This window comes from Ilumatobacter coccineus YM16-304 (assembly GCF_000348785.1).
Classification (GTDB): Bacteria; Actinomycetota; Acidimicrobiia; order Acidimicrobiales; family Ilumatobacteraceae; genus Ilumatobacter_A; species Ilumatobacter_A coccineus.
The window spans coordinates 3,879,492-3,893,637 of the sequence record NC_020520.1; the positions used below are offsets into that span (position 1 = coordinate 3,879,492).

Here is a 14,146-nt window from a genome sequence, read left to right on the forward strand (position 1 = left end):
GCCCGTGGTGGTGGCCTAGCGACCGAACCAGGTCCGGCCGGCGCTGCGACCGTCGACCTGCGTCGCGAACTCGACGTCGTCGAGCAGCAGACCGAAGTCGACCGTGTCGTCGTCGAGTGAGAACGAGCTCGGCAGCGTCACGATGGCTGTGAACTCCGACGAGTTCAGGTCGAAGAAGATGATTCCCGACCAGCCGATCGCCACGCAGCGGCTGCCGAGACGGAACATCGTCCGGTCGGTCACCTGCTGACCGTCGATCGACAGAGCGAACGACGGGCACGAGCTGAACGACTCGGGCACGCTGCCGCGAATCACGGCCTTGCCGCCACCTCGACGACCGAGCACGATCAGTGCGCTGTCGATGTCGAGTTCGCCGACCACGACGGGTGCGTCGAGATCGAGCCCGACGATGACCGGATCGTGGTCGGAGGAGCGGTACGGATCGGGCGCGTAGATGGCGTCCTGAGCGTCCTTCTTGAACGAGATGTCGTAGTCGATCAGGTCGGGCTCGTCGGCGTTGATGTGCCACGCCGTCGTGCCGGTCACCTGTCCGAGCAGCGAGGTGTTGGCCAGCGCGTGGTCGAGGTAGCCGAACTGGCCGTCGAACACGTACGTGTAGGCGTCTTCACCTTGGAACTGAGCGAGCAGGTCGGCGTAGTCGTCGGCGGTGCCGGCGGTGTCGTCGGCGCCGGCGATGATCGCGTCGATCGGCGTCTCCTTGTCGTAGGAGTTGAGGTCACCGATCACCAGGACGTCGGGGTCGCCGCTGCCGGTCGGGTCGGTGGCGAGCCAGTCGACGAGCGCCTCGGCCGCCTCGGTGCGCACACCGTTGCAGTTGCCGGAGCCGTCGGTGGCGTCGGGGTCACCGACGTCGACACACGACGAGCCCTTCGACTTCAGGTGGTTCACCGCAACCGTGACCATGCCGCCGTCGGCGTCGCTGAAGGTCTGTGCGAGCACCGGCCGGTTCTTCGAGTCGATGAAGCGCGGGTCGACGGAGCCGTCGAGGAGGGCGTAGTCGCCGACCGGGGTGACCGCCGCCGGCTGGTAGATGAACGCCACCTTGATGGCGTCGTCACCGATGGTGCCGGTGTCGATGGCGTCGTACGTACCGGCGCCGTTGACGGCGTTGAGGCTGTCGACGAGGTCGATCACCGCATCGTCGTTCACGTTGTTCTCGATCTCGATCAGTCCGACGACGTCGGCGTCGATCGCCGTGATGGCGGCGACGATCTTGTCACGCTGACGAACGAGCTCTTCGGCTTCGTCGGCGCCGCGGCACTCGAGGTTCTGCGCCGGACCACAGATGTCGTTGGTCCCGTCGTCGAGCGTCGTGAAGTAGTTGAGCACGTTGAACGAGGCAACGGTGATGTCGCCTCCGACGTCGTCGGGTGCGGCGGTCCGCGGGTTCTGCTCGGTGAACGTGCCGTACGTGGTGGGCTGCAGACGGAACAGACCGAAGGTGTCTTCGATGATGCCCGTCGCTCCGGTGATCGTGTCACCGCCACGGAACAGGTTGTTCAGGTCGAACACTCCGCCGTTGCCCGGGTGGATCGCCGGGTCGGGGTTCTGGTTGCCGCGACCATCGTCGATGGTGAGACGGTCGAGTTCGTTGGCGGCGGTCGCCGCTGTGGCGTCGGGGCCGGGCTCGAACTCGGCGGTCGGCGTGAGCAACCGCTCCGACGACACGACCACTTCACCGAAGCGGTCGTAGTTGAAGTACTCGGAGATGACGAGGTCTTGGGGAAGGGTGACGAGCATGCTCTCGACCGCTTCGAGTGCGTCGGCATTCGGCAGCGGCAGCGTCACGACGGTCGGATCGATCGCGATGGCCGGGTCGTCACAGGCGACGATCGCGCTCGGCGCGATCTCGGTGAGCGACGAGTCCACTCCGTTGCTGCTCGTCTCGTACTCCGACACGGTGCCTTCGACGCGCACGGTGGTGCCGACGGTGAGGCCGTCCGGGAGGGTGCCGCCGAACACGGCGATGCCTTCGGATGTGAGCAGGTTGCCGTCGTCGTCGGCGACCTCTTCCTGGATGATCACACGGTTGAGGTCGGTGAGGATCGCGGTGACGACCGCTTCGACGACGACCGTGTCACCGACCATCGGCGACACGGATCCGGCGCCTTGGATGGTGGAGATCAGCGTGATCGGCACGTCGACGGCGCAGTCGAGCGGCGGAACGACGATCTCACACGCGTTCTCGACGCCCGGCGTGGGCGCCCAGAGTTCGTAGGTGTCGGTCTGGAGGGCAAGACCGCTCGAATCGGGGCATCGCTGGCCCGAGACGGTGGTGGCGGATCCGCCTTCATTCTCGTTGATCTGGGCCTGACCGGCTTCGAGGAGCACCAGGAGTTCGGGGTCGTCGGAGTCGTTCGTGTCGTAGACGACCGCGTCGACCAAGCCGTCGAGGGTCACTGCGGTGCCGTTGGGGAAGTCGGTGGCGTCGGCCTCGTAGAGCGCGATGGCGTCGGCACCGTTCTGCAGCCAGTTCGTGTCGGGGCTCACATCGACGTCGCAGTTGGCCACCGTGGCCGCGTTGGCACAGATGACCGCGTAACCGTCGGCGTTGGTGGTGACGCCGTCGAGATCGATCGCGTCGTATGACAGGTTGTTGCTGCCGTTGTAGAGCACGACAGTGAGGCCGCTGAGGTCGGTACCGCCGACGCCGCCGTCGGTCAGTTCGATGAACTCGGCGGAGTCGGTGCTCGTCTGATCGGAGTCGAACTCGTTGATGAGGATGGTCGGCTCGACCGGATCGCCGCAGTCGGACGTGTGCGCCCCGAGCCCGTCGAACGTGTCTTGCGCATACCCGACCCACTCGGTGGCTGGAATGAACTCGTCGGAGCCGTCGGTGTCGCCGGCGCAGATCGAAGCGGCACGCCGGATCGTGTTGTTCTGCGTACTGGCGTCACCGGTGCCCCATTGCGAACCCGGGTCGAAACCGATCTGCCCGATGACGTCGACGAGTGCGCCGGCCTTCGAGAGCACGACGGCGTCATCACCGTTGAAGAAGTTGTTGGTGGAGGTCTGGTCTGCCTCGGCAAGGATCGCCGGGCCCGCGTCGTTGTCGGCGACGACGTAGACGTCGCCTGCCGCCACGGTGCCCGTGAGCGGCACGTTGGAGCTGCTCGACACGCTGCCGTTGAAGTACATGTTGATCTCGTAGCCGCCGGCGGCAAGGTCGACATCGACATCCGTGCCGTTGTAGATCTCGATCGCCTTGTTGTTCGACGACCCTTCGATGTACTCGGAGATGAAGAGATCGCCGGCCGGGGCGGCGGTTGCCGCGCTCGAGCCGGCGGCGACGGTCACGAGACCGGTCGCGGCGAGCGCCCAGGCGATGCCGATCTTCGAACGGCGAGTTCGGGGTTGACCATTCACAGAGAATCCTCCAGAGTTGCGATGCGACGCCCCGCCCGGGCGTGTGCCGCCAACCGTAGACCGTTCCGACGGCGACAGAGTCACGTCTCGATGAACTCCGGGTGTCGTGACCTTGAACATCGGCAGACATCTCGCCGGCGCGACCAGCAAGCGGGCGGTTGTCGTGCCGCTCAGCGGTCCGCTCGACGCGTTGAGTGAGTCTTGAGTGCCGATCCGCACAGTGGGCGTCGACGCAGCACGGTCACCGAGGGCCGAGCTCACCGACAGCATCGAGAGGCCCGCCGTGACCGACACCCGCACGCCCACGAACGTCGAGGACGACATCCCCGACGATGACGCCGGCTCTCCCGATGACGCCGGTCCCGACGAACCGGCGGCCGACACCGCCTCAGCGGAGCCACCGCAACCCGACCCCGATGACGAGCAGACCGCGGCTGATGAACAAGCCGACGAGCGAGCCGGAGATGACCAGGTGGCGAGCGACGTCGCCGTCGACGGCCCGACCGACGAACCGCCGCCGCCCGACGTTCCCGAGGCCGAACTGCCAGACGGGTTCGACGATGAACCTTCCGACGATCCGGCGGACCAGTTCGATCGAACCGGACCGGCCGAGGCCCCGATCCACGACGGCAGCGACCGGCCCGAGGCTCACGACTTCACCCCGACCGATGGCGTCCCCGATCTGGTCGATCCGTACGACTCGGTCGACACGACCAACCCGTGGGACGGCACCACGGCGGGTGCCGACGACCGATGGGGCCAAGACAGCCTCACCGACATCGGCGTCTCCTACGAGACGATGGGCGACTGGAACGTGTACATGGACAACAGCACCGGCAACACGTTCACCGACTACGGCGATGGTTCGTTCGAGGCGAATGTGGGTGGCGAGATCCTCACCGGTGACGCCGCGGCGGACGCCTTCCGCGAGTTCACCGACACCCGACTCCTCACCGACGAGAAGCTCGAGCGGCTGCAACAGACCGCGTACGACGACGCGCCCTCATCGGGAACACCGTCCGGCGCCGCAGGTGGTGCTCCGAGTGGACCTCCCGGTACCGGCGTCGGTGGCGACGACGCCGGGTCCGACGACGAACCGATGGGGCCACCGTCGAGTCTCGCCGGAGGCGGCGACGACGACGAGATCGCCGACTTCGACGGCGACGGCGAGATCACCTTGACCGACAAGGTGGTCGACATCGTGGGCAATCTCTTCAAGGGCCCGGCTCGTGAACAGGCGAAGCAGATCGACCGGGAGATGGGAGGCTCGGGCAAGGAGACCTCGACGCGCGGCGAGCAGGAGCAGGGCGCTCGCGAGGAGATCGACCGGCAGGAGAAGGAGGAGGCGCGCAAGCGGGAGGAAGCCGAGCAGGAACAGGCCGACAAGGAGCAGGACCAGGACGACGGCGGCAGCACCGACGTGGGTCATCCGGGCTGGGGTGACGGCAACCGAGGTGGCGTCAGCATCTTCGACTCACTGAAGAACGCACCGGGCCGACGAGACCCTCGAGACCCGGGCAACGTCGACCCCGCGGATGAGGGCTACGGCGACGGCGGAGGCGACGCCCCCAGCACATCGAGCGACGACCTGAAGCAACCTGCAGGCCCCGATCCCGAACCGTCGGGTGGCGGCGGCCAGCAGCCCCCGCCCGATCCGATCGACTACGGCCCCGATCACGTCGACCCGATCGGCAGTGGGCCGTACGACGACCCGTTCGACTCGCAGTTCGGCACGGTGTCGCTGGAGCACGACGAAGCGCAACACACCGAACCCATCGAGATGGCCGACGACGGCATCCCCGACTTCGAGGGCATCGACCTCGACGGCTGAGCGGCCCCGGGCGCTATGCCGCGACGGTCGCTTGCGGCGTCGTCGCGGCGGCTGCCTCTTTGTCGGCGAGCTTCTGCGCCTTCTTCTGGTTGGCTTCGGCGACCGAGGCTCGGACGGCTCCCGAGATGCCCTCGGGGTTGAGGATCGCCGTGATGATGAGCATGAGTCCGCCGATGTACGCCTCCCAGGTGCCGAACGAATCCATGATCCGGCCGGTCGCGAAGAAGGCCACGCCGGACGCCGCGACGATGCCGGAGGTGACGGCTCCGCTCACGCTCGTGATGCCGCCGAGATAGGCGACGGCGAGCGCGGTCAGCGACGCGACCACACCGAACGACGTGTCGGAGACGGCGCCGAATCGGTAGGCGATGAGGCTGCCGGCGATACCGGCGATGAACGCCGACATCATGAAGAGCTGCACCTTGACGGTGGTGACCTTGATGCCGACTGCGCTCGCGGCGCGTTCGTTCGATCGGACGGCGAGCATCCGTCGGCCGGTGCCACTGCGCCGAAGGTTCGCGACGAGGAGGGCGAAGATGAGCGCGACGACCACGAGGAAGATGCCGAAGACCGGCCGGGACGAGTTGGTGCCGTAGACGAGCGCGAAGTCCCAGCCACCGAGTTTGGGGTTGGGGATCTGGGCGCCGCCGGTGCTGGCATCGCCCACGAAGCGCGGGTTCTTGAAGATGAACTCGGCGATCGCGACGCCGCCGGCCAGCGTGACGATCGCCAGGTTGGTGCCTCGGAGTCGTAGCGCCGGAATACCGACGATCGCTCCCGCGATGGCCGCGACCGACGCGGCGAGGAGCGGCGCGATCGGGAACGGCACTCCCCACCCGACCGCCAGCTTCGACAGGGTGAAGCCGGCGACACCGGCGAAGGCGAGTTGGGCGAGCGATGTCTGCCCGCCGAATCCGGTGAGCACCACGAACGACAGCGCGAGCACCGTGGCGATGACGGTGGTCATGATCGCGCCACGCCACAGGGGGCCGAGGGCGATCAGGCCGACGACGGCGAGCACCACCGGCACGCCGACCGTGCCGAGCGTGACCCGCGATTGCGGGACGGCCGGCAGCTTCCAGTTGTCGACCGCACCGCGGTCGGGCATCTGATCGCCGAGCACGAACATCGCCACGATGATGACGATGAACGGCAGCCCTTCACGAGCGCCGTACTCGGGGAACCAACTGAGATCGATCTGCAGTTTGGTGAAGGTCGACTGGATCATGCCGATGGCGAAGCCTGTGGCGACGGTCGGTCCGACGTTGCGGAACTTGCCGATCAGCGCGGCACCGAGCGCGGGGATGAGGTAGCCGAAGGTGAAGACGTTCGACCCGAGTTGGATCATCGGTGCGGCGAGAATTGCGACGAACCCACTGGTGAGGCTGGCGAGCACGAAGCTGGCACCAGCCAGGAAGTTCGGCGAATAGCCGAGCAGCACGGCGCCCTTCTCGTTCTCAGCGGCAGCACGAGTGACCAGCCCGATCTTGCTGAACCGGGTGTAGGCCCACAGCGCCAGGCCGACCACGATCACGACGAGCGCCAGCCACAACCCGTCGCGCGGGATGGTCAGGTCGTCGGTGATCGTGACCGACTCACGCGGCAGGATCTTGCCGACGCGGATGCTGGTCTTGTCGGCGAAGCGACGGTCGACGAGCGCGGTGAGCACCACAACGAGCCCGACGCTGGCCACGACCTTGGCCAACGACGGGGCTTTCGCCAAGGGTTTGAAGATGAGCAGATAGACGAGCAGCCCGAGCAAACCCGCCGTGCTCATCGCCAGGAACATCGCCCACCAGAACCCCACGTCGTCGTTGAAGTGGTATCTGCCGGGCAGGCCGGGAATCGGGAACGGATATGACCCCTCGCGTAGGTCTGCGTAGACGTACACCACCCACATCGCCATGGCGCCGTGAGCGAAGTTCACGACTCCGGATCCTTGGAAGGTGACCACCAGGCCGAGGCCGAGTGCAGCGATGATCGCACCCGCCCCCGTGCCCAGCAGTAAGTAGTACGCGTAGTCGGTCATATCCGTTCCTCGATGTCTTCTCGTTCAGTTCCCTGCCGTTGTCCGATGGATCACGGGAGGTAGTCGAGGCTCGAGACTGCTTCGAGACCTGGGACGGTGAGAACGCCGCCGCCTTCCTGGTATTCGGCGAACGGGAACGTGAAGGCGCAGATCGCCGGGTAGTCGGGCGATGCTCCGCACTCGACGGGCGGGCTGTCGGGCCACTGGGCGAGGCCCGGCGTCGTCTTCATGTACTCGTACAGCGATGCACCGGTGACCTCGCCACCTTCGTCGACGAGGCCGATCGAGTAGGTCGCCAGCGACATCACCAAGACAGCGCCCAGTCCACCGAGACCGAGTGCGTTGGGGTCGACTTCCGACGGGTCGACGCCGAGGCCGGGGGCCAGCATCTCCTGCAGGATGTCGCGCTCCGGGGTCATCTGATCGGTTTCGATGCCGACGAACACCCAACCGAGCGCGTCGTCACCGACTTCTTCGATGATCTCGGCGTCGGCACAGATGCTGGTGGTGATCACGGGGATGTCGATACCGAGCGCGGCGCGGCCACGAATGGTGCCGATGCACCCGGCATCGGCGTAGAGCGAGATGAGCAGATCGGGATCGTCGGACGCCGCCTGGCGCATGAGGCCCTGGTAGCCGGCGTCGGTTTCGTTGTCGCCGCCCTTGACCGTGGTGTGGCTGATGCCGGCGACATCGAGTGCCGCGGTCAGCGCCGCCTCGCTGGCGTTCGCTCCGGCGTTGTCGGCGCTGACGATGCCGACCGTGGTCGCCCCGTAGTGCTCCTTGGCTGCGGCTGCCATCGCTCCGCTCGTCGTGGCGTTGCCGCCGGTGAGGAAGAGTGCGTTGGCGGCGTAGTCGCCGGGCAGGATCGGCAGCATGCCGATGACCGGCGTGTCGGCGGCCGTGTAGGTCGCGTAGTCGGGGAAGAGGTCGAGGCCGAGCAGCACGAGTTCGACGCCTTCGCCGGTGACTTCCTGGGCGCAGGCCTGCGAGGTTTCGGGCGAACCGTTGACCGTGCAGTCGATGAGTTCGATCGGCCGGTTGCCGAAGCCACCGTGCTGGTTGAGGTAGTCGATCGTCGACGTGACGTTGATGCGGATGTCGGGGAAGTCGAGTCCCGGTGTGCCCTCGGAGTTGACGAGGGCGACCTTCATCGGTTCGCCGGTGGGCGGATCGAGGTTCGGGAAGGACGCCGATGCAGCGACCTCTCCTTCCTCAGCAGGCTCCTCTGCGGGCTCGTCGGCAGGTTCGTCCGCAGGCTCCTCAGCAGGTTCTTCGGCAGGTTCCTCTGCGGGTTCCTCAGCAGGCTCCTCGGCTGGTTCATCGGCGGGCTCCTCTGCGGGTTCTTCGGCGGGTGCGTCGGATTCGACAGGCGCTGGATCGGTCGTCGACGACTCGTCGTCGTCGCTACCGCATGCTGCGGCAAAGAGTCCGAACGAGACGAGCAGCGCGCCGAGTTGGCGCGCTCCCCGACGTCGGGACGACGGTTGATGTGATCGGTACATGGTTCCCCCTGTTTGGTCGGAGCCGGAAGTGGCGCCGAAGTTGTTTCGTGTCTTCGTGGTTGGCCGTGATCGCGGGAATGCGATCGCGGAATCGCGTGTTGGCCCGACCCCCATCGGGCCAACACACGGCTTCAGTCGGCGATGGTGGCGGGAACCCAGTTCCCGTGGAAGCCGAACGGAACTCGTGGCAGCTCGACGGTGGCAACGGGGTCGTTGCTCATCGAGCCGGCGTCGTAGATCGCGAACTCGCTCGCGTCGTTGCCGGCGTCGTAGACGTACGTCATCAGGTAGCCGTCGTCTTCGCTCTTCGGGTCGGCCTTGGGCACGAACGACGCTTCGCCGGGCAGGCGACCCTTGCCGACCTCGACGCTGGTGCGCTCTCCGGTCTGGAGGTCGTACTTGAGGATGGCGCCGTTGGCCGACATGGGTTCTTCGAACGCCGATGCGGCCGCGTTGGCCATCATGTAGCCGTAGCGGTGCTTCAGCCCGACCACGGAGTCGGGCACACGTGGAAACTCGGCGGGCAGGTCGTCGATCTGGTCGTCGCCGACGCGACCGGTGGCGGCGTCGATGGTCCAGCGGTGCAATGCGGGCGCCGGGAAGTCCATCGGACCGTCACGCCAGATGTGCGAGAGGCGGGCGACGTCGATGATGATCTTGCCGTTCTCCTCGTACGCGTTCATCGGGTGGAACACGTAGCAGGGGTCGATGTCGTACCAGACGACGTCGGCGTCGGTGCCGGTACGAGGCATGACACCGAGCCGGGCCGGGTAGTCGTCGCTCCACCGGATCGGAAGCTCGCCCTTCATCGCCAGTTCGAGATCGAACACGGCGGGCAGGTCCATGAAGACGATGTTGTTGGCGGTGACGTTGAAGTCGTGCATCATCGTGGGGCCGCCGACGGTGATGTTCTCCGATTGCACGAGTTCGCCCGAGGCCGACACCCGCAGGTAGGTGAGGTACGGCTCCATCATGGAGTAGCCGAACGCCAGCATCTCGCCGGTGGTCGGGCAGATCTTGGGGTGTGCCGTGAACGGCCCGGTGAGCTTGCCGGCGTAGTCGGTTGCTCCGACGGTTTCGAGATTGCCGTCGAGCACGTACGGGAAGTGGCCTTCTTCGAGCGCCAGGATCTGTCCGGCGTGTCCGACGACGTTGGTGTTGGCCTTCGACGACGTCATGTCGGTGAGGCTGGCCGCCATGTCGATGACCTCTCGGTCGGGTTCGGCGATGAACGGCGTCTGCACGTAGCGGTTGCGGTACCACTGGGCTTCACCGTCGCGCAGACGGATGCCGTGGATCATCCCGTCGCCGACGAAGGGATGATCACTGATGCCGGTGAGCGGATTGGCACCGTTGCGGAGGTAGCGGCCGTCGAGGTCGGACGGGATCGTGCCGGTGACGGCGAGGCGCGTGATCGTGCGCTCGTCCTGGATCGGGGCCCAGTTGCCTCGCAGGTGTTGCGGAATCTCTTCCTCGATCGTCGACATGATGCTCCTCGGTTGTGGTGACTTCGTGTACTTCGTGACCTTCGACTCGTGTGGGGGTTAGCCGCCGCAAGGTGTGACGGATGGCTCACTCGTGACGGTAGCCATCGGGGTCGACGGCCAGCGACCCGGAGCGACCGAGTGTCGACATCGCGTCAGGAGCGATGAGGTCGACTCGGCCACGACCGGTCAACCGTCGACGGGGAAGCCGAGCGCGAGGCCGGCGTCGAGGTCGTCGACCGCGGCGAAGGTGCGCCGAACGAGCGCTTCGAACAGCGCGGCGCCTCGCTCGTTGGCCGGGTCGATGGTGAGGAGGCTCGCTCCGAACGACACGGCGTAGAACACGAGACCTTCGAGGTAGCCCTGCCTGACCATGTCGACCGTGACCGCATCCGCGGGCACGCCGCCGGCGTGGAGTCCGGCGACGTAGCGCTCGAGCAGATCGTGCTCGTGTTCGCGGCGCATCTCGGTGGTGAGGTTGTTCGCGCAGAAGTAGACGAAGTCGCCCTGGCCGGGAGCGCGCATGCTCATCTGCCAGTCGATCACGGCGACCGATCCGTCGTCGTAGAAGAAGAGGTTGTCGAGCCGGAAGTCGCCGTGTGTCATCGTGACGAGGTCGTCGAAGTGTCCGGCGATCCACGTCGGGATGTCTTCGACGAAGCGCTCACACCAGCGCAGGCAACGCTCGGGCAACTCGCCCGAGAACCGTTCGAGGAACAGCGGCCATCCCATGTCGAAGGTGTCTTTCAACGTGAGCACCGACGGGTCGTCGAGGCCGGGCATCCACTCGTACGTCGTCAGCGACGGGTGTTGGAACCATGCGGCGTGATGACGTGCGAGCGCGTCGACGGCACGTTGCGCTTGATCGAGCGTGGCGCCGGCGACGTGATCGCCGACCGTGGCGGGCGCCAGGTCTTCGAGGACGAGGCAGGGCGGTTCGGCGATGTTGACGTAGGCGGTGGGCACGCGGATGGTCATCTGCGAAGCGACGTCGCGGTAGAAGCAGTGCTCGCGTTCCCAGACGCCCATCATCTGGCCGATGACCTGGCCGCCCGGGTCGGCGGTGGGCAGCTTGACGATGACCGATGCCGGCACCTTCTCGTCGGCTGACGTGATGCCGACGCGAGCGAGTTGCCCCATGAAGCCCTCGCCGGCGGCGATGGGCCGGACGTCGATGGAGTCGATGGACCCGCCGAGTGCCTCGCTCATCCAGTGAGCGGTGACGTCGTCGAGCGACTGCGGAACGGGCATGTTCGTGGCCATCGCCGGACCATACATCTGTGACGCCTGACCACTGAACGTGGAGCGCACTTCCGAGAATCTCGCGATATATGGCGGCGGTCAGCGCACAACGCACTGCGATTACCGTGGGGCGATGGAGCTGACCGCCGAAGCCATCCGCGTGCTCGGATGCCTCATCGAGAAGGGCGCCACCACGCCCGACCACTACCCGCTGTCGACCAACGCGCTCGTCAACGCGTGCAATCAGAAGTCGAACCGTGATCCGCTCGTGGAGTTCGACGAGCGAACCGTGGTCGACGCGATGTTGGAGATCCGCCAGGAGGGGCTCGCCCGCACGAACGCCAGCGGCCGGTCCGACAAGCACCGCCACATCCTCCCCGACGCGCTCGAACTCGACGCCGACGAAGTCGCGGTGCTGGCCGTGACGATGTTGCGTGGCCCGCAGTCGGTGGGCGAACTCAAGACCCGGACCGAGCGTTACGCGACCGTCGAGGGCACCGGCTTCGAGTCGGCCGACAGCATCGAGGCGGTGTTGGCTCGACTCGCCGAACGACGCGATCCGCTCGTGGCGAACATCGGCCGCGCATCGGGCCAGAGCCAAGACCGGTGGGCGCACCTGCTCGGCGAGTTCGTGCCCGACGTCGCTGCGGGAACGTCACCGAGTTCGGCGCCGGCAGCTGCGGGGGTGAGCGGCGCCATGGACGATCGTGGCCCGACACTCGCTCAGCGCGTCGAGTTGCTCGAGGCCAGACTGGCCACGCTCGAAGCTGCCCTCGGGATCACCGACGACACCGACCAGCCCGACGACGTCGACTGACACGACGACACCGACCGTCACGATGACGGCTGGGCGCGCCGTCGACCCGAGGGCGCAGCTCAGGGGTTGACGCCGCCGTAGGCGATCCCGGTGAGGTGGTACATCTCACGGTCGAAGGTGGTGAGGTCGTCGACGTCGAACTGGTCGAGCGCGTCGTGGCCGCACGCTCGCGCCAGCACCTCCATGAGTTCGGTCGACGCTCGGAAGAATCGTTCGAGCCGGTTCGCTGCGTCCTGCACCGGAAGCCGAGCGCGGAGCTCGGGCTTCTGCGTGGCGATGCCGACGGGACAGTTGTTCGAGTTGCAGGCCCGCATGCCCAGGCATCCGATGGCCTGCATCGCGGCGTTCGACACGGCCACCGCATCGGCGCCGAGCGCCAGCGCCTTCGCGAAGTCCCAGGGCGTGCGAAGCCCGCCCGTGATCACGAGCGTGACGTCGCTCCGCCCGATCGCGTCGAGGTGACGACGGGCGCGGGCGAGCGCCGGGATGGTCGGGACGCTGATGTTGTCGCGGAAGATCACGGGTGCGGCTCCGGTCCCGCCGCCGCGACCGTCGAGGATCACGTAGTCGACGCCGATGTCGAGCACGGCGTCGATGTCGGCTTCGATGTGTTGCGCGCTGAGCTTGGCGCCGATCGGTATCCCGCCCGACGCGTCGCGCACCTGTGCGACGAGTTCGCGATAGTCGACAGGTGTGATGAGGTCGGGGAACGTCGCCGGGCTGACGGCGTCCTCACCCGCGTCGAGGCCGCGGACCTCGGCGATCTTGCCCTGCACCTTCGAACCGGGCAGGTGTCCTCCGGTACCGGTCTTGGCGCCCTGACCGAACTTGAAGTGGAACGCTTGGACGCGCTCGACCTTCTCGAGTTCCCAGCCGAACCGGCCCGACGCGAGTTCGTAGAAGTAGCGACTGTTGGCCGCTTGCTCTTCGGGCAGCATGCCGCCTTCGCCGCTGCAGATGCCGGTGCCGGCCTGATCGGCGCCCATGGCGAGCGCGACCTTCGCTTCTTCCGACAGCGCGCCGAAGCTCATGTCGGAGACGAAGAGCGGTCGTTCGAGCACGAGTGGCCGCTTTGCGTTGGGGCCGATGACGGTCTGCGTGGCGACGTCGACGTCGTCGAGGAGCGGCCGCCGAGCGATCTGCGCGGTGACGAACTGGATGTCGTCCCAGGCGGGAAGTCGGTCACGTGGCACGCCCATCGAGGTGACGGTGCCGTGGTGACCGAGCTTCGACAGGCCATCGCGAGCGAGTGTGTTGATGAGGCCGACGTGCGGCTCCTCCGGAGCGCCGTGGACGTCTTGGTAGGCGCCCTGGTAGGCATCTCGGTCGTAGGGCTGCGGGTGCGTCCGCTCCCAGTCGGCGATCTCGTCGGCGTCGACCATGAGTCGGTCGTCGTCGATCCAGCTCGCGAACTTCTCGAGCGCTTCGTCGTTGTTGTACGCGCTGATGCCGGTGTGGATGCCGTAGTCCCAGCCGTGCAGACCGCAGATGAGATCGTCGCCGGAGAGGTGGCCGTCGGCCATCATGGCGCCGCGATGCAGACAGCGTCCGTAGAGGACGGAGTGGTTGTCTTCGTAGCGGATGATGACGAGATCGACGTTGCCGATCAGTGCCCCCTGCGGCTCCCGGTTGGGCAGCTCACTCCATCGGGCGATCGGTACGGGTTGCATGTGTTGGCCTCTCGACAGCGGGGCGCGGCTCGCCCGCGGCGGACGTTACCGCTGCCTGATCAGCCCTGCCCGACGGTGCTCGCAGGAGCCTCTGCGCTCCGATCTGGTGTTTTTCGGCGGATTTCTGGGAGTTGCATTCGCGGGTCGATTATTCTTTTCCGGCCGTTGCGCGGGTTCTATG

General features: G+C 66.7%; 8 protein-coding genes. 2 read left to right on the top strand and 6 right to left on the bottom strand.

The features are described 5' to 3' along the window. Nucleotides 1–15: 15 nt before the first annotated feature. Entirely contained in the window at nucleotides 16–3,387 is a 3,372-nt protein-coding gene (locus YM304_RS22970) for an ExeM/NucH family extracellular endonuclease (RefSeq protein WP_015443013.1), read from the bottom strand. Between the two features lie 283 nt (nucleotides 3,388–3,670). Here YM304_RS22970 and YM304_RS17310 point away from each other — a divergent pair, with 283 nt between their 5' ends. Continuing rightward, nucleotides 3,671–5,218: a hypothetical protein gene (locus tag YM304_RS17310; RefSeq protein WP_154723521.1), complete on the top strand. Its 1,548-nt coding sequence runs from the start codon at nucleotides 3,671–3,673 to the stop codon at nucleotides 5,216–5,218. A gap of 13 nt (nucleotides 5,219–5,231) precedes the next feature. Here YM304_RS17310 and YM304_RS17315 read toward each other — a convergent pair whose 3' ends face one another. The 4 genes from YM304_RS17315 to YM304_RS17330 form a co-directional block, all read right to left on the bottom strand. Beyond that, entirely contained in the window at nucleotides 5,232–7,247 is a 2,016-nt protein-coding gene (locus YM304_RS17315; RefSeq protein WP_015443015.1) for an ABC transporter permease, read from the bottom strand. Nucleotides 7,248–7,297: 50 nt separating this feature from the next. Then, entirely contained in the window at nucleotides 7,298–8,752 is a 1,455-nt protein-coding gene (locus YM304_RS17320; protein ID WP_015443016.1) for an ABC transporter substrate-binding protein, read from the bottom strand. Between the two features lie 131 nt (nucleotides 8,753–8,883). Continuing rightward, nucleotides 8,884–10,239, bottom strand: coding sequence for a carotenoid oxygenase family protein (locus tag YM304_RS17325; protein ID WP_015443017.1), 1,356 nt, complete (start codon nucleotides 10,237–10,239; stop codon nucleotides 8,884–8,886). A gap of 186 nt (nucleotides 10,240–10,425) precedes the next feature. Continuing rightward, nucleotides 10,426–11,499, bottom strand: a complete 1,074-nt coding sequence (locus tag YM304_RS17330; protein ID WP_015443018.1) for a phosphotransferase — start codon at nucleotides 11,497–11,499, stop codon at nucleotides 10,426–10,428. A gap of 112 nt (nucleotides 11,500–11,611) precedes the next feature. Here YM304_RS17330 and YM304_RS17335 point away from each other — a divergent pair, with 112 nt between their 5' ends. Further along, nucleotides 11,612–12,295 carry a YceH family protein gene (locus tag YM304_RS17335; RefSeq protein WP_015443019.1) on the top strand — a complete coding sequence of 228 codons (684 nt, stop codon included), beginning with the start codon at nucleotides 11,612–11,614 and terminating at the stop codon, nucleotides 12,293–12,295. 59 nt (nucleotides 12,296–12,354) lie between these two features. On the opposite strand, the gene YM304_RS17340 is transcribed toward YM304_RS17335, so the two are convergent. Beyond that, nucleotides 12,355–13,965, bottom strand: coding sequence for a glutamate synthase-related protein (locus YM304_RS17340; RefSeq protein ID WP_015443020.1), 1,611 nt, complete (start codon nucleotides 13,963–13,965; stop codon nucleotides 12,355–12,357). Nucleotides 13,966–14,146: the final 181 nt, after the last annotated feature.